The sequence below is a fragment of the Streptomyces canus genome (assembly GCF_030815415.1).
GTDB lineage: Bacteria > Actinomycetota > Actinomycetes > Streptomycetales > Streptomycetaceae > Streptomyces > Streptomyces canus_F.
Genome location: NZ_JAUSWW010000001.1, coordinates 9,192,850 through 9,218,342, shown reverse-complemented (window position 1 = coordinate 9,218,342; position 25,493 = coordinate 9,192,850). Strand labels below are relative to the sequence as shown.

The 25,493-nt window shown below is 70.7% G+C and carries 23 protein-coding genes and 1 pseudogene; 16 read left to right on the top strand and 8 right to left on the bottom strand.

Annotated elements, in window-relative coordinates:
- The first annotated feature begins 144 nt into the window (after window positions 1-144).
- Both QF037_RS42705 and QF037_RS42700 read left to right on the top strand, forming a co-directional pair.
- Window positions 145-1,347, top strand: coding sequence for a sensor histidine kinase (locus QF037_RS42705; protein WP_307034840.1), 1,203 nt, complete (start codon window positions 145-147; stop codon window positions 1,345-1,347).
- A complete protein-coding gene (locus QF037_RS42700) occupies window positions 1,344-2,012 on the top strand; it encodes a response regulator (RefSeq protein WP_307034838.1) in 669 nt (222 codons plus the stop codon). The genes QF037_RS42705 and QF037_RS42700 overlap by 4 nt, the downstream gene beginning before the upstream one ends.
- 4 nt (window positions 2,013-2,016) lie before the next feature.
- Here QF037_RS42700 and QF037_RS42695 read toward each other — a convergent pair whose 3' ends face one another.
- Window positions 2,017-2,697 (bottom strand): TetR/AcrR family transcriptional regulator, encoded by a 681-nt coding sequence (locus tag QF037_RS42695; RefSeq protein ID WP_307034836.1) that lies wholly within the window; start codon window positions 2,695-2,697, stop codon window positions 2,017-2,019.
- Between the two features lie 113 nt (window positions 2,698-2,810).
- Between QF037_RS42695 and QF037_RS42690 the strand changes: the two genes are divergently transcribed.
- From QF037_RS42690 to hemC, 6 genes are all read left to right on the top strand, one after another.
- Window positions 2,811-3,548 (top strand): SDR family oxidoreductase, encoded by a 738-nt coding sequence (locus QF037_RS42690; RefSeq protein WP_307034834.1) that lies wholly within the window; start codon window positions 2,811-2,813, stop codon window positions 3,546-3,548.
- Window positions 3,549-3,676: 128 nt separating this feature from the next.
- The gene (gene ligD, locus QF037_RS42685) at window positions 3,677-4,657 is read left to right on the top strand and encodes a non-homologous end-joining DNA ligase (protein WP_307034832.1); all 981 of its coding nucleotides are present in this window, start codon (window positions 3,677-3,679) and stop codon (window positions 4,655-4,657) included.
- A gap of 144 nt (window positions 4,658-4,801) precedes the next feature.
- Window positions 4,802-5,578, top strand: a complete 777-nt coding sequence (locus tag QF037_RS42680; protein WP_307034830.1) for an NPP1 family protein — start codon at window positions 4,802-4,804, stop codon at window positions 5,576-5,578.
- Window positions 5,579-5,678: 100 nt separating this feature from the next.
- Window positions 5,679-6,698 carry a questin oxidase family protein gene (locus tag QF037_RS42675; RefSeq protein WP_307034828.1) on the top strand — a complete coding sequence of 340 codons (1,020 nt, stop codon included), beginning with the start codon at window positions 5,679-5,681 and terminating at the stop codon, window positions 6,696-6,698.
- 41 nt (window positions 6,699-6,739) lie between these two features.
- The gene (locus tag QF037_RS42670) at window positions 6,740-7,567 is read left to right on the top strand and encodes a hypothetical protein (RefSeq protein WP_307034826.1); all 828 of its coding nucleotides are present in this window, start codon (window positions 6,740-6,742) and stop codon (window positions 7,565-7,567) included.
- Between the two features lie 49 nt (window positions 7,568-7,616).
- Window positions 7,617-8,552, top strand: a complete 936-nt coding sequence (gene hemC, locus QF037_RS42665) for a hydroxymethylbilane synthase (RefSeq protein WP_266896966.1) — start codon at window positions 7,617-7,619, stop codon at window positions 8,550-8,552.
- 39 nt (window positions 8,553-8,591) lie between these two features.
- Here hemC and QF037_RS42660 read toward each other — a convergent pair whose 3' ends face one another.
- The 4 genes from QF037_RS42660 to QF037_RS42645 all read right to left on the bottom strand — a co-directional run bounded on the left by QF037_RS42660 (window position 8,592) and on the right by QF037_RS42645 (window position 11,377).
- Window positions 8,592-9,107 (bottom strand): hypothetical protein, encoded by a 516-nt coding sequence (locus QF037_RS42660; RefSeq protein WP_307034824.1) that lies wholly within the window; start codon window positions 9,105-9,107, stop codon window positions 8,592-8,594.
- Between the two features lie 191 nt (window positions 9,108-9,298).
- Window positions 9,299-10,144: an ABC transporter permease gene (locus QF037_RS42655; RefSeq protein WP_307034822.1), complete on the bottom strand. Its 846-nt coding sequence runs from the start codon at window positions 10,142-10,144 to the stop codon at window positions 9,299-9,301.
- Window positions 10,104-10,934, bottom strand: a complete 831-nt coding sequence (locus QF037_RS42650) for an ABC transporter ATP-binding protein (protein WP_307034819.1) — start codon at window positions 10,932-10,934, stop codon at window positions 10,104-10,106. Before QF037_RS42650 ends, QF037_RS42655 begins: the two co-directional genes overlap by 41 nt.
- Window positions 10,931-11,377, bottom strand: a complete 447-nt coding sequence (locus QF037_RS42645) for a MarR family winged helix-turn-helix transcriptional regulator (protein ID WP_307034817.1) — start codon at window positions 11,375-11,377, stop codon at window positions 10,931-10,933. The genes QF037_RS42650 and QF037_RS42645 overlap by 4 nt, the downstream gene beginning before the upstream one ends.
- A gap of 267 nt (window positions 11,378-11,644) precedes the next feature.
- On the opposite strand from QF037_RS42645, the gene QF037_RS42640 reads away from it, so the two are divergent.
- Window positions 11,645-12,436 (top strand): SigB/SigF/SigG family RNA polymerase sigma factor, encoded by a 792-nt coding sequence (locus QF037_RS42640; protein ID WP_307034815.1) that lies wholly within the window; start codon window positions 11,645-11,647, stop codon window positions 12,434-12,436.
- Between the two features lie 10 nt (window positions 12,437-12,446).
- Here the strand turns inward: QF037_RS42640 and QF037_RS42635 are convergent, their stop codons facing one another.
- A complete protein-coding gene (locus QF037_RS42635; protein ID WP_307034813.1) occupies window positions 12,447-12,779 on the bottom strand; it encodes an ANTAR domain-containing protein in 333 nt (110 codons plus the stop codon).
- Between the two features lie 159 nt (window positions 12,780-12,938).
- On the opposite strand from QF037_RS42635, the gene QF037_RS42630 reads away from it, so the two are divergent.
- Entirely contained in the window at window positions 12,939-13,742 is an 804-nt protein-coding gene (locus tag QF037_RS42630; RefSeq protein ID WP_307034811.1) for a VOC family protein, read from the top strand.
- Window positions 13,743-13,768: 26 nt separating this feature from the next.
- On the opposite strand, the gene glgX is transcribed toward QF037_RS42630, so the two are convergent.
- Window positions 13,769-15,886 carry a glycogen debranching protein GlgX gene (glgX, locus tag QF037_RS42625; protein WP_307037655.1) on the bottom strand — a complete coding sequence of 706 codons (2,118 nt, stop codon included), beginning with the start codon at window positions 15,884-15,886 and terminating at the stop codon, window positions 13,769-13,771.
- A 26-nt stretch (window positions 15,887-15,912) separates the two neighbouring features.
- Window positions 15,913-16,398, bottom strand: a complete 486-nt coding sequence (locus QF037_RS42620; RefSeq protein WP_307034809.1) for a pep a2 — start codon at window positions 16,396-16,398, stop codon at window positions 15,913-15,915.
- A gap of 226 nt (window positions 16,399-16,624) precedes the next feature.
- On the opposite strand from QF037_RS42620, the gene QF037_RS42615 reads away from it, so the two are divergent.
- The 6 genes and pseudogenes from QF037_RS42615 (at window position 16,625) to QF037_RS42590 (ending at window position 25,430) form a co-directional block, all read left to right on the top strand.
- Window positions 16,625-16,918, top strand: coding sequence for a DUF5133 domain-containing protein (locus QF037_RS42615; RefSeq protein ID WP_307034807.1), 294 nt, complete (start codon window positions 16,625-16,627; stop codon window positions 16,916-16,918).
- 71 nt (window positions 16,919-16,989) lie between these two features.
- Complete coding sequence (locus QF037_RS42610; protein WP_307034805.1) at window positions 16,990-18,969, top strand: alpha-1,4-glucan--maltose-1-phosphate maltosyltransferase; 1,980 nt, start codon at window positions 16,990-16,992, stop codon at window positions 18,967-18,969.
- Complete coding sequence (gene treS, locus QF037_RS42605; protein WP_307034803.1) at window positions 18,966-20,684, top strand: maltose alpha-D-glucosyltransferase; 1,719 nt, start codon at window positions 18,966-18,968, stop codon at window positions 20,682-20,684. Before QF037_RS42610 ends, treS begins: the two co-directional genes overlap by 4 nt.
- Before the next feature lie 28 nt (window positions 20,685-20,712).
- Window positions 20,713-22,078: pseudogene (locus QF037_RS42600) on the top strand (maltokinase N-terminal cap-like domain-containing protein).
- Between the two features lie 4 nt (window positions 22,079-22,082).
- The gene (glgB, locus tag QF037_RS42595; RefSeq protein ID WP_307034802.1) at window positions 22,083-24,284 is read left to right on the top strand and encodes a 1,4-alpha-glucan branching enzyme; all 2,202 of its coding nucleotides are present in this window, start codon (window positions 22,083-22,085) and stop codon (window positions 24,282-24,284) included.
- Window positions 24,285-24,344: 60 nt separating this feature from the next.
- On the top strand, window positions 24,345-25,430 hold the full coding sequence (locus QF037_RS42590) for a glutamate--cysteine ligase 2 (protein ID WP_307034800.1): 1,086 nt from the start codon (window positions 24,345-24,347) through the stop codon (window positions 25,428-25,430).
- The last annotated feature ends 63 nt before the right edge of the window (window positions 25,431-25,493 follow it).

Below are 25,493 nucleotides of genomic sequence, written 5' to 3'. Positions count from 1 at the left end.
CGCCCGACCGTGCTCATTCCCGGGGATGACGCGGGCAGGGCCGTGTACTGCGTACCCAGTAGCCGCGATTGCCGACAGGCGCACGACGACATCACAGCCCCTCGCCCGGAAGCCTGGAGCGGCGACACCGACCGGAGAGCGGCGATGAGCATCCCCTGGCAGCGATACACGGACGACCACGCCCGCACCGTCGACACGATGACGGCCGCGCTGCTGTTCGCGTGCTTCCTTTTCGGCAGCGAGATCAACTTCCCGCAGGTGCGGGAACCGGACGTGGCCGGCCCCGCGATCGCCCTGGCCACCGTCGCCTGCGGCTCCCTCTTCTGGCAGCGCACCCACCCTCACACCGTCGCGACGGTGACGACGGTGTGCACCGCCGCCGCCTCCGCGCTGGGCATGCTGCTCACACCGCTCCTGATGGCCCCGCTCATGCTGGCGCTGTACCGGCTGGCCGTGCACACCGGCCGCCGAGCCGCACGGTTCGCCTTCCTCGTCGCCCTCGCCCTGCTGATCACGACGGCATACCTGGCGGATCCCGTCGATCACCCCTGGCCCATGACCACGCTCGGTCCCGCCGCCTGGCTGCTGCTCCCGGTCGCCACCGGCAACGCGGTCCGGCTCCGCAGCGCCTATGTGGAGGCCGTGCAGGCCCGCGCCGAGTACGCCGAGCGCAGCCGGGAGGAGGAGGCCCGGCACCGGGTGGCCGAGGAGCGCATGCGTATCGCCCGGGAACTGCACGACGTCGTCGCCCACCATCTGGCCCTGGCCAACGCCCAGGCGGGCACGGCGGCACACCTGTCACGCACCCACCCCGATCAGGTGCACCGGATCCTCACCGAGCTCGCCGGTACGACGTCGGCGGCGCTGCGCGAGACGAAGGCGACCGTGGGTCTGCTGCGCCAGCGGGACGACCCCGACGCGCCGCTCGCCCCCAGCCCGGGCATCGACCGGCTCGAGGAACTGACGGCCGCGTTCGAGGCGGCCGGGCTTCCCGTCCGGGTCGACATCGAGGGCACACCCCGGCCGCTGTCGCCGGGCGTGGACCTGACGGCGTACCGCATCGTGCAGGAGGCGCTGACCAACGTGACCAAGCACGCCGCGGCCAGGACGGCGTACGTCCGCCTCGGGTACGCCGCCGAGCATCTGACGATCACCGTCACCGACGACGGCACCTCGACCGCCGCGGCGGAGCCGGGGCAGGGCTTCGGCCTGATCGGCATGCGGGAGCGGGCCCGGTCCATGGGCGGCGCGCTCAGGGCCGGGCACCGCGTCGAGGGCGGCTTCGAGGTGACGACCCGGCTGCCGCTGTACCCCAACGCTCCGGAACCGGAAGAACGGAACCCATGACCATCCGCGTACTGCTCGCCGACGACCAGGCCCTGCTGCGGGCCACCTTCCGGATCCTGATCGACTCCTGCGAGGACATGGAGGTGGTCGCCGAGGCGGCCGACGGTTCCGAGGCCGTCTCCCTCGCCCGGGCCCACCGCCCGGACCTCGTCCTGATGGACATCCGGATGCCGGGCACCGACGGCCTGGCCGCCACGGCCGCCATCTGCGCCGACCCGGACCTGGCCGGCACCCGGGTGCTGATCCTGACCACGTTCGAGATCGACGAGTACGTCGCCCAGGCGCTGCGGTCCGGGGCGAGCGGTTTCCTCGGCAAGGACGTCACCGCCGAGGTGCTGCTGGCCGGAGTGCGGACCGTGGCCTCGGGCGAGTCCCTCCTGTCCCCCGTCGCCACCCGCACGGTGATCGCCCGCTTCCTGGCCGCGCCCGCGCGCGGCGCCCGCCTCGGGGTGCCGGGCGACCTCGTGGCGCTGACCGCGCGTGAGCGTGAGGTGATGGCATGGGTGGCCGAGGGCCACTCCAACGAGGAGATCGCGGAGAAGCTCTTCGTCAGCCCGCTGACGGTACGCACGCATGTGCACCGCGCCATGACGAAGCTGGGCGCCCGGGACAGGGCGCAACTCGTCGTCATCGCCTACCAGTCGGGGCTCGTACAGGCGCCCTGAGAGGTCAGTTCCCGGCGAGGGTCTCCAGCCACTGCTGCAACAGGCCGGACTCGGCCGGAGTGAAGGACTCGTGCGGCTCCGCGCGCAGCCGGGCCGCGAGGGTGGCGGCCGCGACGGGCACTCCGTCCCCCTGTGCGGGTCCGGCCGGGCGCGTCAGGGAGTCGATCACCGCGTCCCGCAAGCGGGCCGAGAATCCCGGATCCGGGTACTGCTCCGGCCTGGTGAGCATCGACAGGGACGCGCCGACGTTGGCGGACATGATGATCTGCGTGGCGAGGACGGGCGGGACGGTGAGCCGGCCGGCCGCCGCGCAGCGTTCGAGGATCGCGTGCAGCAGGGCGTGCGCCTCGCTCACGGCGGCGGGCGGGACCGTCAGCTCGGGCGAGTACATCAGGCGGTAGTGGTGGGGGTGCTCCAGCGCGAACCGCATGTGGTTGTCCCAGCCGCTCTTCAGGTCCGCGACGGGATCCTCGCCGGGCCGGGCCGCGCGCTTGGAGGCGAGGTACTGCTCGAATCCCCGGTCCACCACGGCGGCGAGCAGTCCCGCCTTGTCGCCGAACAGCCGGTAGAGCATCGGCGCGCCCACGCCGGCCGCCTCGCACACGGCACGTGTGGAGACTTCGGCGGCCGGGGCCGTGGCCAGCAGTTCCGCGGCGGCTTCCAGGATCTTTTCCCTCGCGTCCATGTCTGCACGGTACGACATTCGTAGCGCTGATACGAGCCGGGGATGACCAATGCTACGAAGCCATGTTATCGTCGTTACGTGATGCACGTAGCATCGCTAACAAAGGAGCGGACATGACCACACAGCAGCGCGTCGCGATCGTCACCGGAGGATCGCGCGGCATCGGACGCGAGGTCGCCCAGCAGCTGGCCGCCGACGGGTTCGCCGTCCTCGTGGGATACGCGGGCAACAAGGACGCGGCCGACGAGGTGGTGCGCGACATCGAGGCCACCGGGGGGTCCGCCGTCGCCGCCCGCGCGGACGTCGGCGACGAGACCGAGGTGGCCGCCCTGTTCGACCTGGCGGAAGCCACGTACGGCGGGGTGGACGCCGTGGTGCACGCGGCGGGGCGGATGCTGCTGGCACCCGTCGCGGAGCTCGATCTCGACGAACTCGACGCCCTGTACCGCACCAACATCCGCGGCACGTTCGCCGTCGGCCAGCAGGCCGCCCGCCGGCTGCGTACGGGCGGGGCACTGGTGAACTTCTCCAGCTCGGTCGTCGGCCTCGCCTTCCCGACCTACGGCGCGTACGCCGCGAGCAAGGGGGCGGTCGAGGCCCTGACGCTGGTCCTCGCCCGGGAGCTGCGGGGCCGTGACGTCACCGTCAACGTGGTCGCGCCCGGCCCGACCGCCACCGACCTCTTCCTCGACGGCAAGGACGAGGAGACCGTCGCCCGGCTGGCCGCCCAGCCGCCGCTGGAGCGCCTCGGCACACCGCGGGACATCGCCTCCGTGGTCTCCTTCCTGGCCGGTCCGGGCGGGCACTGGGTCAACGGGCAGGTCCTGCGGGCCAACGGCGGGATCATCTGAGGGACGGCCAGGCCGGTGCGGCCGAGTGGCCCCCCAGGTGCCCCTGCCCTCGTCCGGGGACGCCGCCGTTCAGGCGAAACCGCCCGCACGCGCGCGTGCGGGCACCGGGACGCGTCGACAACTGACCCGTGACCCTCCCCCTGATCCCGCCCATGCTCGCCACCTCCGGCACCCTGCCGTCGGCCACTCAGGACGCGCACTGGGCCTATGAGACCAAGCAGGACGGCCAGCGCGTCGTGGTGTACCTCGCCGGGGACGGAAGCGTGCTGCTGCGCGCCCGTTCCGGGGAGGACATCACCGCCGCCTATCCCGAACTGGGGGCACTCGGCACCGCGCTCGGCACGCTGCCCGCCGTACTGGACGGCGAGGTCCTGGCGCTCGACGACCAGGGGCATGCCGACTTCCAGTTGCTCCAGTCCCGCATGGGGCTGGCCCACGCACCGGGCAAGGCCGCGCGGAAGGCCGCCGAAGTCCCCGTCCATCTGGTGCTGTTCGACGTGATGCATCTGGCGGGGCACTCCCTGACCGCGCTCCCCTATGTCCGACGGCGCGGCCGGCTGGAGGAGCTGAGCCTGGAGGGACCCTTCTGGTCGACCCCGGGGGCCATCGTCGGACACGGCCGGCAGGCGCTGGAGGCCACCCGCGACCATGGCCTGGAGGGCCTGGTCTGCAAGCGGCTCGACTCGGTGTACGAGCCCGGGGTGCGCTCCCGCGCCTGGGTCAAGATCCGCAACATGCGCAGCGAGGACGTCATCGTCGGCGGCTGGCTGCCCGGCAAGGGACGGCTGACGGGCCTGCCGGGCGCCGTGCTGGTCGGACAGCGCACCGCCGGGCGTCTTCGGTACGTCGGCAATGTGGGCACCGGCTGGAGCGAGACCGAACGGACCCAACTCGCCGCCCTCCTGCGGACCGCGGCGACGGACGCGTGCCCCTTCGACACCCCGCCGCCGGTCGCGGGCGCGCACTGGGTCCTGCCGCGACTGGTCGGCGAGGTCCGCTACAGCACCCGCACCCGGGCGGGACTGCTGCGCCAGCCGTCCTGGCTGCGACTGCGCCCGGACCTTGCACCGGAGGAGTCGGCGGCCGACCTTCCGGACGACCTTGTCTGACATCCCGAACAAGATCCCACTGTTCGGACGGTTGTTACCGGAGAGTCGCCTACGACGTCTTGGCGCGGACATGAAAAATCGGGAAGCTGAACCTCCCATTCCCCCACAGCCGTTGGGCTGCGCCCGGAACATGAGGAGGACGCAGTGTCGTCTCCGTCGTTCAAGAAGCACCGCGCGAGGTGGTTCACCGGCCTGGCCGGCGCCGCCGCCCTGGTAGTCGCCTTCCCGAGCGCCGCCTTCGCCGCCCCGCCCGCGGCCCTGCCGACCAACGCCGAGTCGGCCGAGTACACCTACCAGCCCGCCTTCGACTACGACACCGACGGCTGCTACCCCACGCCCGCGATCGGCCCCGACGGCACGGTCAACGGCGGCCTCAACCCGACGGGTTCGCTCAGCGGCGAGTGCCACGACCTCTCGGACCTGAACAACACCAACTCGTACTCGCGCTCCAAGTGCAACAACGGCTGGTGCGCCTACATGTACGGCCTGTACTTCGAGAAGGACCAGGCCCTGGCGAACAGCAGCATCGGCGGGCACCGGCACGACTGGGAGCATGTCGTGGTCTGGGTGCAGAACGGCACCATCCAGTACGTCTCGACGTCCGCCCACGGCTCGTACGCGACGACCGCGACCTCCGGCGTCCGCTTCGACGGCACCCACGCAAAGATCGTCTACCACAAGGACGGCGCCGGTACCCACGCCTTCCGGCTGGCCAACTCCAATGACGAGCCGCCGGAGAACGCCAAGGGCACCTGGCAGTACCCGCCGCTGGTCGGCTGGAACGGCTACCCGTCAGGCGTCCGCGACAAGCTGGTCGCGTACGACTTCGGCAGCGCCAACTTCGCCCTGAAGGACGCGAACTTCGCCTCCGACCTGTCGAAGGCCAAGCCGTCGGGAATCTCGTTCGACCCCAACGCCTGATCCGGCGCGCATCGGGCGCGGGACCTAGGACCCGTGCACCCCGCGGCTTCCGTCCCGCGCCCGATCCCGGCACCCGCTCATGAGGCATAACGTCCGGCTCATGGACGACAGCGACACGAGCGGACAGCTCGAAGAAGCCCTGGAAAGACTCCACGCCTCCGGCCCCGAACGCGACGGCTGGCTGTCCAACCACGCCCCCATGGTCGTCGAGGCGCTCGCCGCCCACGGACAGGTGGGGGCGGTGCACCACTGGGTGGACCTCTACCGGGACAAGCTGGAGGACTTCCCCGACCGCGTGGCACCCGTCACCGACGACAACTGGCCCGAAGCGCTGGGCGATACACGCCGGATCGCGGACTGGACCGACCACTACTCCCGCACCCTTGCCGAGCGCCCGTGGCGCGACGTCCTCGCCGAGTGGTGGCCGCGCCTGCTCCCCGGCCTCTACGGCGGCGCCACCCACACCGTCATACGCGTCGGCCACGCCGTACGCGCCCTGGAGACCGGTGAGAACGCGCCCCGGACCACCGAACTCGCCCACGCGCTGGGCTACTGGGCGGCCCGGCACCAGCCGGTGACCGGCGTCGCCACGCTGCCGGGCGCGCCGACCGCCAGGGAGTCCCTGGACGCCGTACCCCTGATCGACCCGGGCCACATGGGGTTCCGCAAGCGCCTCGCCGCCGTACGGCGGCTGCCCGCATGGGCGGACGAGGTGACCGACCCGGACACGGCCCGCGCACGGCTGACCGAACTCGTCCACGCCGCCACCCACCGCTACGCCACCCACGGCCACGGCGAGCCCACCATGCTCGTGCACGCCGCCACCGCGCCCAACGCCGTGCTCCGCGCCCTGGATTCGCTGCCCCGGGAGCTGTGGGCACCGAGCCTGCACGCGGCATGGAGCGCGTCCGCGGCGGTCACCGCGATGTACGCGCCCGCGGCGGGGGTCGCCTACACGCCGCCCGCCCGGCTCACCGCCGAGGAGGTCATGGAGCGTGCCCTCGCCCACGGCGACGAGCACGTCATCAAGCTGACCGACACGGCGCTGGACGTCGGTGACGAACTGGCGCTCGCGGCGGCTCTGCGCTCGGTCGAGATGAGTGATCCGCTGGCCGGTTAAACGTGTGGATCACCGTTCCCGGCCGTCGCTAGGGTGCGCGCATGGACGAAGAGGAGGCCCGGGTCGACGCACGGATGCTGTTCCAGGCGCTGCGCGACCACGACGGTGGGGACGCTTACACCACCGTGGTGGAACCCTGGCTCGCCCGGGCCCGGCTCGGCTACCGCGAGGCGCTCACCGCGGGCGTGGAGCTGCTGGTCGCGACGGCGGTGGAGGGACCGGACGAGCGCTGCGGCGAACTGCTGTGGGAGCTGTACGCGCTCAGCCGGGTCAGCGAGGTGCTGCTGACCGGATTCCAGCCGGCCGGTGAGCACGCCGGCGTCTGGCCCGCCGTGTCGAGGGCCGAGTATCTCCGGCTCTTCACCGGCCTGGGCCTGACCCCGTTCGAGGAGGACGGAGACTTCGACCCGTTCCTGCACGAGATCGTCGAGGTCGAGCAGGCGCAGGACCCGGACGAACCCGTGCGGATCACCGAAGTGGTGTGGCCCGGACTGTGGTTCGGGTCCCTGCTGTTCTCCCGGGCCGGCGTGCGGGTGCGCGCGGGCGTCCGGCACGCCGAGCGCGGCGTCGCCGACCGTTCCCCGCTCTACTGGGCCTATCTGCGCCGGCACCGGCCCACCGTGGACCTGTCGCAGGGCTGGGGGTCCAACTCCCAGTGGCGCACGGACTTCCGGGTGGACCTGAGAACCGCGTCCGGTGACGAGGTCAACGCCTGCGGGCGGGGGGACGTCGACGCCGAGGACTGGACCGCCCCCGGGCTGTCCCCGGCGGAACGGCGTGAACTGCTGCGTCACCGCTGCCTGGTGCGCACGCCCGGCGGCGCAGGCGCGGCGGGTGAGGACTTCTTCCCCTTCGACTGGCGCATGTGAAGCGCGATACTGCACGGCCGCCCGACCGCGAGGGTCTATCGTGTTCCGCATGTCCGTGCCCGAACTGATCCGCATCGTCTCCCGTGACTCGCCCATGGCGCTCGCCCAAGTGGAGCGTGTCCGCGCCGAGTTGACCGCGCTGCACCCCGGAGTGCGCACCGAGGTCGTGCCGGTGAAGACGACCGGCGACAAGTGGATGGGCGACCTGTCGAAGGTCGAGGGCAAGGGCGCCTTCACCAAGGAGGTCGACGCCGCGCTGCTGGCCGGGGAGGCCGACCTCGCGGTGCACTGCGTGAAGGACGTGCCCGCCGACCGGCCGCTCCCGGCGGGGACGACGTTCGCCGCGTTCCTCAAGCGGGACGACATCCGCGACGCCCTGATCCATCCGGGCGGACTCACCCTGGACGAGCTTCCGGCCGGCACCCGCATCGGGACCTCCTCGGTGCGCCGGGTCGCGCAACTGGCGGCCACCCACCCGGAGTTGGAGTGCGTGCCGTTCCGCGGCAACGCCAACCGGCGGCTGGCGAAGCTGGCGGCCGGGGAGGCGGACGCGCTGCTGCTCGCGGTGTCCGGCCTCGAGCGCATCGGCCGCGAGGACGTGATCAGCGAGGTCCTCTCCCCCGAGACGATGATGCCGCCGATCGGCGCGGGCATCCTGGCCCTGCAGTGCCGTGAGGGCGACACCGAGCTGATCGACGCGGTCAGCGGGCTCGGCGATCCGGACACCCACCGGGAGGCGACCGCGGAACGCATGTTCCTGCATGTGCTCCAGGGCCACTGCAACAGCCCGATCGCCGGATACGCGCGCGTGGACCACGGGGGCGAACTGTCCCTGCGGGCCTGCGTGTTCACCCCGGACGGCAAGACCCGGCTGAACGCCCACGAGTGGGCGGGCCGGCTCGACCCGGCCACGCTGGGCACCTCGGTCGCGGTGGCACTGCTGCGTCAGGGAGCCCGCGAGATCATCGACGGCATCCCGCACTGAGGCGACCTTCCGCACCGGCACCGCACCGGGCACCGACCGTCAGGCGGTGCCCTCTTCGGCCTGGTCCCGCAGGAAGTTGCTCACCTGGTGGGCCAGGCCCTCCCGGCCGGCCGCCGTCTGGACGGCGCCTTCCTGCAGACCGATGCCGCCCGCCCACAGCCGGCGGTCGGCCCAGTCGTCGTCGACCCGCAGCTGGATCTGCACGTCGACCAGGCTCAGGGACGCCTCGGGGGCGGCCGCGTACAGCACGGCGGTGGCCCGGCGCAGCGGGTAGACGTCGAAGCCCTCGATGAACTGCGAGTTGCGCCAGTCGATGAACGCGCTCTCGCCGTCGGGGCCCACCCGGACATCGATCTGGCCGTCCTCCAGGTGGATGGTGGAGTGCCGGCCGCCGCGGTTCTCGACGGTCACACGCACAGTGAAGTACGTCAGCCCCTCGGCGGCGTCGTCCCGGCCGCGTGGTGGCTCGGAGGCTTCCAGCCCGTGGACGCGGACACGCAGACCGGCATGCTCGTCGTACTCCTGCCAGTCCCCGACCACGTTCGGCTCGTACACAATCCACCTCTTGTCCCTCAGAGAGCTGCTTCCTATCTGTGTGCTCAGTGCACTGTCAAATGAGCGGAATGCGCTGTGGCCAGCGGGTTCACCCCCTTTGATCAGTGATCAAGCCGTGCGCAGGAAGAACTCGCCGACAGGAGGCGCAGTGCGCCCGGCGGGCGTGCCGCACATCACGTCCATGAGCATGATCAGCGCGCGAGGCGGCCGAGCAGTGACGAGGCCGCTGTGATGCCCAGCGCGGCGGCGACGAACAGCACCGCGAAGTCGAGCGCGAGATGGGCGGGCGTGCCGAGGAGAAGGCCGCGCAGGGCGTCGACTTGATAGCTGAGCGGGTTGACCTTGCTGACGGCCTGGAGCCAGCCGGGCATCACGGACAGCGGGTAGAGGGCGTTGGAGCCGAAGAACAGCGGCATGGTGATGGCCTGGCCGAAGCCCATCAGCCGGTCGCGGCTGAGGACGATGCCGGCAATGGTCATCGACAGGCAGGAGAAGAAGGCGGATCCGAGGACCACCACGACCGCGACGCCGAGCAGTTCGAGCGGGTTCCAGGTCAGGGCGACGCCGAGCACGGCGGCGATGAGGATCACGACGACGGCCTGGACCAGGGACTTCACCCCGGCCGCGAACGCCTTGCCGGTGATCAGCGCCGAGCGCGGGGTCGGGGTGACGAGGAGCTTGCTGAGGATGCCGGCGTCCCGTTCCCAGATGATCTGGATGCCGTAGAAGATGGCGATGAACATCGCGGACTGGGCGATGATGCCGGGCGCCAGATAGTCGATGTAGGGGAGGCCGCCGGTGGGGATCGCCTTGATCCGGGTGAAGGTCTGGCCGAAGATCAGCAGCCACAGGGCGGGTTGGACGGCCCGGGTGTAGAGCTCGGTGCGGTCGTGGCGCAGCTTCTGCAGTTCGACGGCGCACATCGCGCCGACCCGGGCGGGGAAAAGTCGCCAGCCCGCGCGGGGCTGCGGCGGCTTCAGCAGCAGAGCTGTGCGGTCAGCCGACACGGCCTGCGGTGCGGCGGGTGCTTCGGACATCGCGGAAGTCTCCTGACTGGTCGTCGAGTCCACTGCCGGCGATGTCGCGGAAGACGTCCTCCAGCGTGGGCAGCGGGTCGGTGGCCCGGGTGCCCCGGCGCTCACCCAGTCCCCGGCGCAGCTCCCGCGACGTGCCGAGGGCGCGGATGCGGCCGCGGTGCATGAGGCCGACCCGGTCGCAGTACTGGTCGGCCTCGTCCATGTAGTGGGTGGTGACCACCACGGTCATGCCGGTGGCGGCGCGGACGGCGTTGATGTGCTCCCACACACCGGTCCGGGCGATCGGGTCGAGGCCGATGGTCGGCTCGTCGAGGATCAGCAGCCGGGGCGCGCTGACCAGCGCCTGGGCGAGTTCGAGGCGGCGGACCATGCCGCCGGAGTAGGTCTTGGCGAGCCGGTCGGCGGCGTCGCTGAGACCGACGGCGTCCAGGGCCTGGGCGACGCGGGCGGCGCGCTCGTGGCGGGACACGTCGAAGACGCGGGCGAACAGGGCGACGTTCTCGCGGCCGGTCAGGCCCTGGTCGGCGGAGAGTTGCTGCGGCACGTAGCCGAGCAGCCGCCGTACGGCCATCCGGTCCTCGGCGGTGTCGTGCCCGAAGACGCGGACCATGCCCGCCGGTACCGGCAGGAGGGTGGTGATACAGCGGATCGCCGTGGTCTTCCCGGCGCCGTTGGGGCCGAGCAGTCCGAAGACCTCGCCCTCGGCCACGGTGAGGTCGAGCCCGTCGACGGCGTGGGTGTCACCGAAGGCGTACACGAGTCGGGTGCAGGTGACGGCGTGCTCGGTCACGGTTCCTCCCCCAGGTTGTCGGCCAGGCGGCGCAGGGCCGGGATCGCCGCCGCCAGGGTCTCCAGGTCGGCCTCGTCGAGCCGGGCCGTTTGGTCTCGTACGAGGTCGGCTCGGCGTTCGCGCCACTCGCTGAGCCGCGCCTCGGCCGCGGGAGTCGGCATCAGGCGGGCGGCACGCCGGTCGGCCGGGTCGGTCTCGCGGACCAGGTAGCCCTGCCGGGCCAGCTGGTTGACGAGCGTCGACACCGAATTGCCCGCCAGATACAGCTCTCTGGCGGCGTCCGAGATGCCGATGCCGGGCCGGTCCACGACCAGCCGCAGCAGTTCGACCTCGGCGCCGCGCAACTGCGGTGCGGGCATCTCACGGCGCAACCGGCGCCGGATCAGCCGCTGGACACCGACCAGCGCGTCGGCGAGCTCTTCCGGGAAGGTCTCCTGTTCCACGCCGTCGAGATTAGCTCTGTAGCAGAGGTAATGACCCCAAGGAACGGTCAAGGCCCCTCACGCTGAGAAGGCGAACGGTTTCGGTCCGTGCGTCTTTCTGAGTGAATTGTCCTGAATTGTTTGAGGCCGCCTCCACGGGGAATCCGCTTGTCAGTGCTTCGGACAGGAGGCACGTCCGTGGGAGCCGTCCCCGGTGCCCTCCGTCAGGTCCGAGCGCGCGACTCCCATGGTGTCTGTCACCCAGCACCGTTGAGGGAGGTGCGCGCGATGCGCGTCACCACCAGAACGAAGCAACATCCGCACGACGACGCCCCCGACACCGCCGCTTCCTTCGCACGCCTCGCCACCCTGCCCGACGGCCCGGAACGCAAGGCGCTCCGGGACGAACTGGTCGAGGTGTGGCTGCCGATGGCCGAGCGGATAGCGGTCCGCTTCAAGGGCCGCGGCGAGTCCCTGGAGGATCTGTACCAGGTGGCCGCCCTGGGCCTGGTGAAGGCCGTCGACCACTACGACCCCGTGCGCGGCCACGCCTTCGAGGCGTACGCAGTGCCGACCGTGACCGGCGAGATCAAACGCCACTTCCGCGACCACCTGTGGACGCTGCACGTACCGCGCCGGGTCCAGGACCTGCGCAACCGGGTGCGCGCCGCCCTCAAGGAGCTGTCCCAGACCACGTCGGGGCGGGCCCCCACCGTCGCCGAGCTCGCCGAGTGCGCCCAGCTCACCGAGGACGAGGTGCGCGCCGGCATGGAGGCCCTGGAGTGCTTCTCGGCGCTGTCACTGGAAGCGGAGATGCCCGGCACCGACGGGTACGCCCTGGGGGACGCGCTCGGCGGCCCCGACCCCCGCTTCGACGTGGTCGTGGACCGCGTCGCCGTGAGCCCCTGTCTGCGGGCCCTGCCCGAGCGCGAGCAGACCATTCTCTACCTGCGGTTCTTCCAGGGCATGACGCAGAGCCGCATAGCCGAGGAGCTGGGCATCTCCCAGATGCACGTCTCCCGGCTCCTCAGCGCCTGCTTCGACCGGATCCGTGAGGAGCTGCTGGCCGAGGTCCGCTGACGCCGGAAGGTCACTCCGAGGACGCCTCCGGGATCTGCGCCGGTCCGTGGCGGTCGAGAGCCGCCTCCAGCTCGGCGTGGATCTCCGGGGGCAGGTCCCCGTTCCGCCCCCAGATCAGCATCAGATCGGCGACATTGCGCAGCTTGATGTTGGTGCGCTGGGAGACGTCCTTGAGGACGGCCCAGCCCTCGTCCGGGGTCACGCGCCCGAGCGCGACCATCATGCCGATCGCCTGGTCCACAACGGCGTGCGAGACCATGGCCTCCTTCAGCTGCTCGACCTCTTCCTGCAGCTCGAAAATGCGGATCGCCTCGTCACCGGAGTCATCCCGTTCCGCGCTCATACCACCATCCTGCTCACTCGAGCGGCCCAGTGCCACCGCGCACACACCACTCGTTTCGGCCACCTCCGCCGGGTACTCGACAGGCGCCCGGAACGGTTCCGGTTGGACACTGGTAGAGGACCGGTGTCCGCCGGCCGGCGAGATCAGGACGCGACTGCCATGAACCACGACTCCAGACGACCCGGTGGCACGACGGACGTCTTCTCCACGCACGCCGTGTTCGGCGCCCCCTGCTGGGTGAGCCTGACCACCCGGGACCAGGAGGCCGCCGAGGCGTTCTACACGGCCGTCCTCGGCTGGGAATGGCGCCCGGCCCTGCTCGGCGACCGGTTCCGGATGGCCGTGGTGGACGAGACGCCGGTGGCCGGAATCGCCGCGGTCGCCACGATGTGGCAGATGGCGGTGGCGTGGACGCCGTACTTCGCCGTGCGCAGCGCGGACGAGGTCGTGGCGCGGGTGCAGGAGCGGGGCGGCACGGCCGCCGTCGGACCGCTCTCCTTCCCGCCCGGGCGGGCGGCGCTGCTGGCCGACCGGGACGGGGCGACCTTCGGGATCTGGGAGGGCGAGCTCGTCGCCAACTGGGGGAAGTGGCGCCGCGCCGCCCCGACCTTCATCAGACTGCACACCCGCGACGCCTTCGACGCCGCCATCTTCTACGGCGAGATCCTCGACTGGGCGTCGGACCGTCCCGGCTGCTGCGAGGTCCGCTACGAGGGTGGGGAGGTCGTGCTGCGCAGCGAGGGCGACATCGTGGCCCGTATCCGGTCCGGCGCGCTGGACGCGGCGCCCGACCCCACCATTCGGCCGCACTGGCAGGTGCACTTCGCCGTCTCGGACGTCGATGCCTGCGCCCGGGCCGCGGAGCGGCACGGCGGAAGTGTCCTGTCGAAGGGCGGCACCGAGGCCGTGCTGCGCGATCCCGACGGCGCTCGGTTCACGGTGACGGCGCGCCGCGCCCGCTGAGCCGGGCCGGCGCGCTCGCCACCTTCCTACGGAGTCACGGCGGTCCGCGGCGGATTCGCCGGGGGCCGTGACAGCAGGACCAGGCTGCGGGGCTGGACCGTGAGAGTCGAGTCCGCCTTGTGCTCCGTCTCGTCGGGGACGGCCTTCGGCTCCGCGGTGTCGATCAGGGTCGTCCAGCGCTCGCCGTACGCCGGATCCGGCAGCCGGAAGGCGACCGGCTCCCAGTAGCCGTTGAGCAGGAGCAGGAAGGAGTCGTCCAGCACGGGCCGGCCGCAGGGGTCCGGTTCGGCGATGGCGTCACCGTTCAGGAAGACCCCGACCGAGTGCGCGTCGGAGCGCAGCCAGTCGCCGTCGTTCATCTCGCGCGCGTCCGGCGCGAACCACACGAGGTCGGGCAGCGGCTGGCCCGCGTGCGTCACGGTCTCCCCGCGGAAGAATCGCCGACGGCGCAGTACGGGGTGGGCCGCGCGCAGTCCGATGACGTACCGCGTGAAGTCGGCGAGGTCGCGCTGCTCACCGGTCAGCCGCCAGTCGATCCAGGAGACCTCGTTGTCCTGGCAGTAGGCGTTGTTGTTGCCGCGCTGGGTGCGGCCGAGTTCGTCACCGTGACAGAGCATGGGGATGCCCTGCGAGAGCAGGAGCGTGGCCAGGAAGTTGCGCTGCTGGCGGGCGCGCAGCTCCAGCACGGACGCGTCGTCGGTCTCGCCCTCCGCCCCGCAGTTCCAGGACCGGTTGTCCCGCTCGCCGTCCCGGTTGCCCTCGCCGTTGGCCTCGTTGTGCTTGTCGTTGTACGAGACGAGGTCGCGCAGGGTGAAGCCGTCGTGCGCGGTCACGAAGTTCACGCTGGCCCGCGGACGGCGCCGGCTGTGCTGGTAGAGGTCGGAGGAGCCGGTCAGCCGGGAGGCGAAGTCGCCGAGCGTGTGCTCGCCGCCGCGCCAGAAGTCCCGCACGGTGTCCCGGTACTTGCCGTTCCACTCCGACCACAGGGGCGGGAAGTTGCCCACCTGGTAGCCACCCTCGCCCACGTCCCACGGTTCCGCGATCAGCTTCACGCGGCTGATCACCGGGTCCTGCTGGATCAGGTCGAAGAACGCCGAGAGCCGGTCCACCTCGTGGAACTGCCGGGCCAGAGTGGCCGCGAGGTCGAAGCGGAAGCCGTCGACGTGCATCTCGGTGACCCAGTAACGCAGTGAGTCCATGATCAGCTGGAGCACGTAGGGGTGCCGCATCAGCAGGCTGTTCCCGGTGCCGGTGGTGTCGTAGTAGTGCCCCCAGTCACCGTCCACCAGCCGGTAGTAGGAGGCGTTGTCGATGCCCCGGAAGGAGAGCGTCGGCCCCTTCTCGTTGCCCTCGGCGGTGTGGTTGTAGACGACGTCCAGGATCACTTCGAGGCCGGCCGCGTGCAGGGTCCGCACCATCGACTTGAACTCGTTGACCTGCTGACCGCGAGTGCCCCGGGCGGCGTAGGCGTTGTGCGGGGCGAAGAAGCCGATCGTGTTGTAGCCCCAGTAGTTGGACAGACCACGGCCCTGCAGCACACCGTCCTGCACGAACTGGTGCACCGGCATCAGCTCGACCGCCGTCACACCGAGGGACGTCAGATGCTCGACGACCGCGGGGTGGGCCAACCCGGCGTAGGTGCCGCGGAGTTCGGCCGGAACGTCGGGATGGGTGCGGGTCAGACCGCGGACGTGGGCCTCGTAGATGACGGTGTCGGCGTAGGACCGTCGGGGCGGACGGTCCTCGCCCCAGTCGAAGAACGGGTCGGTGACCACACCGAGCATGGTGTGGCCTGCACTGTCGGCGTCCGGGTCGTACAGCGCGGGGTGATCGTCCACCTGCCCGTCCACCGCCCGGCTGTACGGATCGAGCAGCAGCTTCGCCGGATTGCAGCGGTGGCCGAGACCCGGGTGCCAGGGTCCGTGCACGCGGTAGCCGTAGCGCTGCCCCGGACCGATCCCCGGCAGGTAGCAGTGCCACACGAAGCCGTCGACCTCGGCGAGGGGAACGCTGCGATGGCTGCCGTCGTCCTCGACGAGGACGAGTTCGACGCACTCGGCGACCTCGCTGAACAGCGCGAAGTTGGTGCCCTGTCCGTCGAAGGCGGCACCCAACGGGTAGGGGTGCCCGCTCCAGACGGGCACCCCTGCCTTGCGACGGCGCTCTGCGCTCACCGGGCGTCCTCCAGGACGCCGCCCACGACCGGCTCCTCGCGGGGCACCTGAAGCACCTCGCCCACGCTCGGCACCGGTGCCGTCGGCACCAGCGGGACACGTCCGCCGGCCCGGGCGCGCTGCGAGAACCAGATGACCTTGCTGCCGGTGTCCGTGGCGCAGCACCCCCAGCCGTCGCTCATCGCGGCGATGTGCTCCAGACATCCGCGCAGTTCCTGGTCCGGACGCAGCTCACGGTCGTTGTCGCCGACGGCCGTGATGAGGTGCTGGCCGTTCCACCACATCTCGATCGAGGTGAACTTGTCGGTCGCGTGCTCGTCGATGGCCCTCAGCAGCAGTTCGGCACCGCGGCAGACAGGCTCGACCAGGATGTCGAGGTCCCAGTACCGGAGGTGAGCGGCCAGAATCCGGCTGACCTGGCCGACCCGTTCCGGGGTGACGTCCACATCGAGGTGGTAGTAGCGGGGGACTGCGGTCTTCATGGTCGTTGGCTCCTCACCGGCGAAGCTCCCGCTCCTCCTCGCCCCGGCGGGACGAGCCCCGAACGCGCAGCGTGAGCAGTGATCGCTTCTGAGTCACCTCAACTGTGGGAGTGCTACGCCATTCGTGCAACACGAGCGACCACCGAGATGGTTGAAGAACCAACAAGACGCTACGTCGTCGCCCATGCACCATGAGTGAAACTCTTCATGGAAGGTGAACGGCGCCATGCTGCTACCGGCCAAGGCCGAAGTCGCCCGGCAACTGCGGCGTTACCGGGCGTGCGAACGCGTGATGCTGGCTTCCCCCGCCGATAGCGGGGCGCGGGCGTCCTTCGAGGACTCGGGCTACACCCTCTGCGTGCTCATGGGGAAGCGCTGTGCGCGGGAGGCCGCGGACGCCGCCGAGCGCTACCTGCGGACGAACCCCTATCTCAGCGACCAGGACGAGCAGGTGTGCCCGACCGCCTTGGCCCGGCGGGGTCCGCCGGTGAGGCTCCTGCGTACCCCCGCGGGGAGGTAGTCCCTTCCGGCGCAGCTTCGATCCCCGGCCGGTCCACGGGCCCGGCCTCGAGCACGGCGGAGGTGAGACCCATGAGTGCCAGCACCCACATCGGCCGCATCCCGGTACGGGACGTCCGGCCGCTCGTCGACGGCGGCCGACGTCCGGCCAAGGCGGTCGTCGGGGAAACGTTCCAGGTGACCGCCACGGTGTTCCGCGAGGGCCATGACGCGGTCGCCGCCAACGTCGTGCTCACCGACCCCGAGGGCGCTCCGGGCCCCTGGACGCCGATGCGTGAACTGGCGCCCTGCACCGATCGCTGGGGCGCCGATGTGACCCCCGACGCCCTGGGCCACTGGACCTTTCACGTGGAGGCCTGGAGCGACCCGATCGCCACCTGGCGCCACCGCGCCGGCATCAAGATCCCGGCCGGCATCGACGTCGGTCTGGTGCTGGAAGAGGGCGCCGACCTCTACTTCCGGGCGGCGGCCGGAGTGCCGGACGAAGCGGGGCGCGGACTGGTGCTGGCCGCCGCGAAGGCGCTGCGTGAGGATGCGCTGTCGATCTCGGCGCGGCTGGCGGGTGCGTTGGCGCCGGAGGTGGGCGCGGTGCTGGCGCGGTATCCGCTGCGGGAGCTGGTGACGGTCTCGGAGGTGCTGCCGCTGCTGGTGGAGCGGGAGCGGGCGCTGTACGGGGCCTGGTACGAGTTCTTTCCGCGCTCCGAGGGCACGCCGCAGCGCCCGCACGGTACCTTCCGCACGGCCGCGCGGCGGTTCGGGGCGATCGCGGCGATGGGGTTCGACGTGGTGTATCTGCCGCCGATCCATCCGATCGGGTCGACCTTCCGCAAGGGCCCGAACAACACCCTGTCGGCCACCGCGGAGGACGTCGGGGTGCCGTGGGCGATCGGCTCCCCCGAGGGCGGCCACGACGCCATCCACCCCGACCTGGGCACGATCGAGGACTTCGACTGGTTCGTGGCCCGGGCCCGCGAGCACCGGCTCGAGATCGCGCTGGACTTCGCGCTGCAGTGTTCGCCCGATCATCCCTGGGTGCACAAGCATCCGGAGTGGTTCCATCACCGCCCCGACGGCACCATCGCGTATGCGGAGAACCCGCCGAAGAAGTACCAGGACATCTACCCGATCGCCTTCGACGCCGACATGGACGGCCTGGTCGCGGAGACGCTGCGGGTGCTGCGGTACTGGATGGAGCACGGGGTGCGGATCTTCCGGGTCGACAACCCGCACACCAAGCCGGTGGTCTTCTGGGAGCGGGTGATCGCGGAGATCAACGCCGCCGACCCGGACGTGATCTTCCTGGCCGAGGCGTTCACCCGGCCGGCGATGATGCACACCCTGGCCCAGATCGGCTTCCAGCAGTCGTACACGTATTTCACCTGGCGCAACACCAAGGAAGAACTCACCGAGTACCTGACGGAGCTGTCCGGTGAGGCGGCCGCCTACATGCGGCCCAACTTCTTCGCCAACACCCCCGACATCCTGCACGCCTGTCTCCAGCACGGCGGCCGGCCCGCCTTCGAGATCCGGGCGGTGCTGGCAGCGACCCTCTCCCCCACCTGGGGTATCTACAGCGGCTACGAACTGTGCGAGAACACCCCCCTGCGCGAGGGCAGCGAGGAATACCTCGACTCCGAGAAGTACCAGCTCCGCCACCGCGACTGGAACACCACCAACAGCATCACCCCCCTGATCACCCAGCTGAACACGATCCGCCGGGGCCACCCGGCCCTGCGGCAGCTCAGGAACATCCACTTCCACCACACCGACAACGACGCGGTGATCGCGTACAGCAAGCGCACCGGCCCGGACACGGTTGTGGTGGTCGTCAACCTCGACCCTCATCACACCCAGGAGGCCACGGTCTCGTTGGACATGCCGCAACTCGGCCTGGACGGGAACCCATCCATGTCCGTGCGCGACGAACTGACGGGTGAGACCTACCGCTGGGGCCGGACCAACTACGTGCGCCTCGAACCCGGTCGGGCGCCCGCGCACGTGCTCCATGTCCAGCCATCGGCATCCGAGACCGGAGGGTCAAGCGCTTCATGACTGTCAACGAGCCCGTCCACGACACCTTCGAGGACACTCCCGCGAAGGACCGGGACCCCGACTGGTTCAAGCGTGCCGTCTTCTACGAAGTGCTGGTCCGCTCCTTCCAGGACAGCAACGGCGACGGCGTGGGCGACCTCAAGGGCCTCACCTCCAGGCTCGACTACCTGCAATGGCTGGGCGTCGACTGCCTGTGGCTGCCCCCCTTCTTCAAGTCCCCGTTGCGTGACGGCGGCTACGACGTCTCCGACTACACCTCCGTCCTGCCCGAGTTCGGCGATCTCGCCGACTTCGTGGAGTTCGCCGACGCCGCACACCAACGCGGCATGCGCGTCATCATCGACTTCGTCATGAACCACACCAGCGACCAGCACCCGTGGTTCCAGGAGTCCCGCAACGACCCCGACGGGCCCTACGGCGATTACTACATGTGGGCCGACGACGACAAGCAATACGCCGACGCCCGGATCATCTTCGTCGACACCGAGGCCTCCAACTGGACCTACGACCCGGTCCGCAAGCAGTACTTCTTCCACCGCTTCTTCTCCCACCAGCCGGACCTCAACTACGAGAACCCGGCGGTCCAGGAGGAAATCCTGGCCGCCCTTCGCTTCTGGCTGGACCTGGGGATCGACGGCTTCCGCCTCGACGCCGTCCCCTATCTGTACGCGGCCGAGGGCACGAACTGCGAGAACCTCCCCGCCAGCCATGCTTTCCTCAAGCGGGTGCGCCGCGAGATCGACCTGATGTACCCGGACACGGTGCTGCTGGCGGAGGCCAACCAGTGGCCCGAGGACGTCGTCGACTACTTCGGCGACTACCGGTCCGGCGGCGACGAATGCCACATGGCCTTCCACTTCCCGGTCATGCCCCGCATCTTCATGGCGGTGCGCCGCGAATCGCGCTACCCCGTCTCGGAAATCCTCGCCAAGACCCCGGCGATCCCCTCCGGCTGCCAGTGGGGCGTCTTCCTGCGCAACCACGACGAGCTCACCCTCGAGATGGTCACCGACGAAGAACGCGACTACATGTGGGCCGAATACGCCAAAGACCCCCGCATGCGCGCCAACATCGGCATCCGCCGCCGGCTCGCCACCCTGCTCGACAACGACCGCAACCAGATCGAGCTGTTCACCGCGCTGCTGCTGTCCCTGCCCGGCTCGCCGATCCTCTACTACGGCGACGAGATCGGCATGGGCGACAACATCTGGCTCGGCGACCGCGACGCCGTCCGCACCCCCATGCAGTGGACACCCGACCGCAACGCAGGTTTTTCGTCCTGTGACCCCGGACGGCTGTACCTGCCCACCATCATGGACCCCGTCTACGGCTACCAGGTCACCAACGTCGAGGCGTCGATGTCGTCGCCCTCCTCGCTGCTGCACTGGACCCGCCGCATGATCGAGATCCGCAAACAGAACCCCGCCTTCGGCCTCGGCTCCTACACCGAACTCCAGTCGTCCAACCCCGCCGTCATCGCGTTCCTGCGCGAGTACGAGGACGACCTCGTCCTGTGCGTGCACAACTTCTCCCGCTTCGCACAGCCGACCGAACTCGATCTCCGTGCCTTCGACGGACGCCACCCCGTGGAACTCATCGGCGGGGTCCGTTTCCCCGCCATCGGTGAACTGCCGTACCTGCTGACGCTGGCAGGGCACGGCTTCTACTGGTTCCGGCTCGCCCGAGTCGCATCCCGCATCGGCCGCCGATCGTGAACATCCGCCGGTGAAAGGAGGCGTCACCATGCCGAAGACCGCATTCCCCCGCCCGGGCAGCACGACCGCCCCCGGGCCCATGGCCTCGCTCGCCGGGCTGCTGCGCGAGTGGCTGCCCCGGCAGCGCTGGTTCGCGGGCAAGGACCGGCCCCGTCACGGACCTCTCACTGCTGTCCATGACGGAGCTGTTCCCGGGCTGTCTGCACCTGCTGGTGCAGACCGGACACGCGCCCGTCCCCGCCCCCGGTGGCGCCACCGCCGCGACCGGCGACTGCTACCAACTGCTGCTCGCCGTACGCAAGCATCTGTCACCGCGTCTCGGCCGGGCCCTCATCGGGCGGGCGGAGGAAGGGCCGCTGGCCGGTCTGACGGTCTACGACGCGCTCCAGGACCCGCGGGTCGCGCAGCTGCTCCTGGAGCGGCTGCGGCACCCCGGCACGGCGGGCCCCCTGCGTTTCGAGGTCGACCCGTCCGCATCCGTGCCCGCGGGGCTCGCGCCGCGCATGCTGGACGCCGAGCAGTCCAACTCCTCGCTGGTGTACGGGGACTCCTTCATCCTCAAGGTCTTCCGGCGGATCCAGCCCGGCGTCAACCCCGACCTGGAGGTGCCGGGCGCACTGGCCGGGCAGGGCTGCCGTCGGGTGCCCGCGCCGGTCGCCTGGTTCCGCACGACCCAGCCGCAGGAGGCGACGCTCGGGGTGCTCCAGCCCTTCCTGCCCGATGCGTCCGACGGCTGGACACTGGCTCTGCAGGCCCTTGCCTCCGGCGACGACTTCACCGCCAAGGCCCACGAACTCGGGCAGGCCACGGCGGAGGTGCACCTCGCGCTGGCCTCGGCGTTCCCGGCCCTGGCACACGCCGAGAACGGCCGGACGGCGGCCGCGATGACCGAGCGGCTCGGTGCCGCCGCGCACTGCGTACCGGCGCTCCAGCCGTATGTCCCGGCGCTGCAGACCGCGTTCGCCGCGCTCACCACCTGCGATCCCGGTCCGCCCGCCCAGCGCATCCACGGTGATCTGCACCTGGGGCAGGTGCTGCGGGCCGGCCGCGAGTGGTTCGTGATCGACTTCGAGGGTGAGCCGTCCCGTCCCCTCGCCGAGCGCCGCAGCACCCACTCCCCCGTGCGGGACGTCGCCGGCATGCTGCGCTCCTTCGACTACGCCGCCCGCCAGCGCCGCCCCTGGCGTCCGGAGTGGGCGCGCCGCTGCCGTGAGGCCTACTGCGCGGGGTACGCCTCGCTCGCCGGGTGGGACCCGCGCAAGAAGCACGGTCTGCTGCGCGCCTATGAGACGGACCGCGCCGTGTACGAAGTCCTGTACGAGGCCCGGCACCGTCCCGACTGGCTGCCCGTGCCGATGGCGGCGATCGAGCGTCTCGCCGTGAGAGGAGCCTGAAGCCATGGCACTGCGCGACACCACACCTCCCGAGGCCGGCGGCCCACGCCCCTGCCGTGCCGCACCTCCCCTGGACCCCGCCGACCGCGCGCGGTTGCTGTCGGGCGCCCATCACGACCCGCACTCCCTGCTCGGCGCCCATCCGGTGCCGGGCGGGATCGCCTTCCGGACGCTGCGTCCCTTCGCCCGTGCGGTGGACGTGGTCGTCGGGGGAGAGCGCAGCGGACTCTCCTCCGAGGGTGACGGTCTCTTCTCCGGCGTACTCCCGCTGGAGGCGATTCCCCCGTACACCCTGCTGGTCTCCTACGAGGACGACGCGCAGGAAGTGCACGACCCGTACCGCTTCCTGCCCGCCCTCGGTGACGTCGATCTGCATCTCATCCGTGAGGGACGGCACGAGGAGCTGTGGAAGGCGCTCGGCGCCGAGCCGATGACCCACCAGGGCGTGACCGGCACCCGTTTCACGGTGTGGGCGCCCAACGCGCAGGGCGTGCGGGTCGCCGGGGAGTTCACCTGCTGGGACGGGACGGCGTTCCCGATGCGGTCCCTCGGCGCGTCCGGGGTGTGGGAGCTGTTCCTGCCGGGCATCGGCGAGGGCGCCCGGTACAAGTTCGAGATCACCTCCCGGCACGGCGACCGCTTCCTGAAGGCCGACCCGATGGCCCGCCGCGCCGAGGTCCCTCCCGACACCGCGTCGATCGTGACCGTGTCGCACTACGAGTGGGACGACGCCGAGTGGATGGCGCACCGGGGCGACGTCCCCGTGCACGAGGCGCCGTTCTCCGTGTACGAGGTCCATCTGCCGTCCTGGCGACCGGGACTGACGTACCGTCAACTCGCCGACCAGCTCCCGGCCTACGTCAAGGGCCTGGGCTTCACCCACGTCGAGCTGATGCCGGTCGCCCATCACCCCTTCAGCGGCTCCTGGGGCTACCAGGTGACCGGGTTCTACGCGCCGACGGCCCGGCTCGGCTCACCGGACGACTTCAAGTACCTCGTCGAAGCGCTGCACCGCGCCGGTCTCGGCGTGATCATGGACTGGGTGCCCGCTCATTTCCCCAAGGACGACTGGGCGTTGGGGCGGTTCGACGGGGAGCCGCTGTACGAGCCGGGAGACTGGCGGCGGGCCGAGCATCCGGACTGGGGGACGTACGAGTTCGACTTCGGCCGGGTCGAGGTGCGCAACTTCCTGGTCGCCAACGCCGTCTACTGGTGCGAGGAGTTCCACATCGACGGGCTGCGGGTGGACGCGGTCGCCTCGATGCTCTACCTCGACTACTCGCGCGACTCCGGTCAGTGGACGCCCAATGTGTTCGGCGGGCGCGAGGATCTGGACGCGATGGCGTTCCTCCAGGAGATGAACGCGACCGTGTACCGGCGGGTGCCGGGGGTCATGACGATCGCCGAGGAGTCCACCGCGTGGGGCGGGGTGACGCGGCCCACGGAGAGCGGCGGTCTGGGCTTCGGCCTGAAGTGGAACATGGGCTGGATGCACGACTCCCTGGGCTATATCCAGCACGAGCCGGTGCACCGCAAGTACCACCACCACGAGATGACCTTCTCCATGGTGTACGCCTACAGCGAGAACTTCGTCCTGCCGATCTCCCACGACGAAGTCGTCCACGGCAAGCAGTCCCTGGTGTCGAAGATGCCCGGCGACTGGTGGCAGCAGCGCGCCACCCACCGCGCCTACCTCGCCTTCATGTGGGCCCACCCCGGCAAACAACTCCTCTTCATGGGCCAGGAGTTCGCCCAGGGCGCCGAATGGTCCGAGGCACACGGCCCGGACTGGTGGCTCCTCGACCCCGGCTACGGCGCCGAGCCCGATCATCGCGGGGTGCGGGACCTGGTCCGCGACCTCAACACCGTCTACCGCGCGACGCCCGCTCTGTGGCAGCGGGACACGAGCCCTGACGGCTTCCGGTGGATCGTGGGAGACGCGGCCGACGACAACGTCTTCGCCTTCCTGCGCTTCGACGCCGAAGGAACCCCTCTCCTCGCCGTCTCGAACTTCTCCCCCGTCGTCCGCCACGACTACCGCCTCGGCGTCCCGGGGGACGTCCCCGCCTGGCAGGAGGTCCTCAACACCGACGCGGAACGCTACGGCGGCGGTGCCGTCACCTGTCCCGACCCGGTGAAACCGGAGGACGGTGTCGTACGGCTCACGCTGCCGCCGCTCGCAACCGTATGGCTGTCGCCTGTGTGATCAGCCGTCTGGTGGGCAGTCGGGGCGTACGACCTCGTCACGGCAGAAGGGCGGCTTCACGTGCGCACCGTAGGAGTGGAGGAGGAGCTCCTCCTGGTCGCCCCGGAGACCGGCGAACCACGAGCACTGTCGGCCGCGGTGCTCGCCCGTGCCGCGCACGACGGCACGAACGGTGACGTGTTCGAAAAGGAACTCCACAGCCAAATGCTCGAGTTCGCCACCCATCCCCAGTCAAAGATGGCGGAACTCGCCGCGGAGATCGTCCGCTGCCGCAAGGAGGCGGCCCGGCACGCCGGGGAGATCGGCTGTGCCGTCGCCGCGCTCGCGACGTCGCCGCTGCCCGTCAGCCCCACGGTCGCCATGGGGCGGCGCTATCAGTGGATGGCGGAGCAGTACGGCATCACCAGCAATGATCTCGTCCTGGGATGTCATGTCCATGTATCCGTCGAGTCCGACGACGAGGGCGTCGGCGTGATCGACCAGATGCAGCCCTGGCTGCCGGTGCTGGCGGCACTGAGTGCCAACTCCCCCTTCTGGCAGGGCGAGGACACGCGATACAGCAGTTATCGCAGTCGGGTGTGGCAGCGGTGGCCCTCGACCGGTCCGACCGAGGTGTTCGGCTCGGCCGAGCGCTATCACCGGCGGGTGGCGGACATGGTGGCGACCGGTGTGATCCTCGACGAGGCCATGGTCTACTTCGACGCGCGGCTGTCCCGGCAGTACCCGACGGTGGAGCTCCGGGTCGCGGACGTCTGTCTGCACGCGTCCACCGCCGCGCTCATCGCCACCCTCGCCCGCGGCCTCGTCGAGACGTCGGCGCGTGAGTGGCGCGCGGGCCGCAAGCCGTCGGGCCACAGTGTGAGCCTGCTGCGGCTGGCCGCCTGGCGGGCCGCCCGGTCGGGCCTGACGGAGGAGCTGCTGCATCCGGCGACCATGCGACGGCTGCCCGCGGAGACGGTCGTCCGGGCACTGCTCGACCACGTCGGCGACGCACTGGCCGAGACCGGCGACCTCGAGCGGGCGCAGGAAGGCTGTGCCGAGCTGCTGCGGCGCGGGAACGGCGCGCGCATCCAGCGGGAGCTGATGGCGCGGACCGGGAGCCTGCGGGAGGTCGTCGCGGAGTGCGTGCGCCACACGCAGGAATAGCGCGGTCCGCGGGTTCCCGCCCCCTCCGAGAGGATCACGTCGAAACCAGTTGTCGAATACCTG

Excerpts from the sequence above, each read along its gene's own strand:
- QF037_RS42705 (WP_307034840.1), top strand. The coding sequence starts at position 145 with ATGAGCATCCCCTGGCAGCGATACACGGACGACCACGCCCGCACCGTC.
- QF037_RS42700 (WP_307034838.1), top strand. The coding sequence starts at position 1,344 with ATGACCATCCGCGTACTGCTCGCCGACGACCAGGCCCTGCTGCGGGCC.
- QF037_RS42695 (WP_307034836.1), bottom strand. The coding sequence starts at position 2,697 with ATGGACGCGAGGGAAAAGATCCTGGAAGCCGCCGCGGAACTGCTGGCC.
- QF037_RS42690 (WP_307034834.1), top strand. The coding sequence starts at position 2,811 with ATGACCACACAGCAGCGCGTCGCGATCGTCACCGGAGGATCGCGCGGC.
- QF037_RS42675 (WP_307034828.1), top strand. The coding sequence starts at position 5,679 with ATGGACGACAGCGACACGAGCGGACAGCTCGAAGAAGCCCTGGAAAGA.
- QF037_RS42670 (WP_307034826.1), top strand. The coding sequence starts at position 6,740 with ATGGACGAAGAGGAGGCCCGGGTCGACGCACGGATGCTGTTCCAGGCG.
- hemC (WP_266896966.1), top strand. The coding sequence starts at position 7,617 with ATGTCCGTGCCCGAACTGATCCGCATCGTCTCCCGTGACTCGCCCATG.
- QF037_RS42655 (WP_307034822.1), bottom strand. The coding sequence starts at position 10,144 with ATGTCCGAAGCACCCGCCGCACCGCAGGCCGTGTCGGCTGACCGCACA.
- QF037_RS42640 (WP_307034815.1), top strand. The coding sequence starts at position 11,645 with ATGCGCGTCACCACCAGAACGAAGCAACATCCGCACGACGACGCCCCC.
- QF037_RS42635 (WP_307034813.1), bottom strand. The coding sequence starts at position 12,779 with ATGAGCGCGGAACGGGATGACTCCGGTGACGAGGCGATCCGCATTTTC.
- QF037_RS42630 (WP_307034811.1), top strand. The coding sequence starts at position 12,939 with ATGAACCACGACTCCAGACGACCCGGTGGCACGACGGACGTCTTCTCC.
- QF037_RS42620 (WP_307034809.1), bottom strand. The coding sequence starts at position 16,398 with ATGAAGACCGCAGTCCCCCGCTACTACCACCTCGATGTGGACGTCACC.
- QF037_RS42615 (WP_307034807.1), top strand. The coding sequence starts at position 16,625 with ATGCTGCTACCGGCCAAGGCCGAAGTCGCCCGGCAACTGCGGCGTTAC.
- QF037_RS42610 (WP_307034805.1), top strand. The coding sequence starts at position 16,990 with ATGAGTGCCAGCACCCACATCGGCCGCATCCCGGTACGGGACGTCCGG.
- treS (WP_307034803.1), top strand. The coding sequence starts at position 18,966 with ATGACTGTCAACGAGCCCGTCCACGACACCTTCGAGGACACTCCCGCG.
- glgB (WP_307034802.1), top strand. The coding sequence starts at position 22,083 with ATGGCACTGCGCGACACCACACCTCCCGAGGCCGGCGGCCCACGCCCC.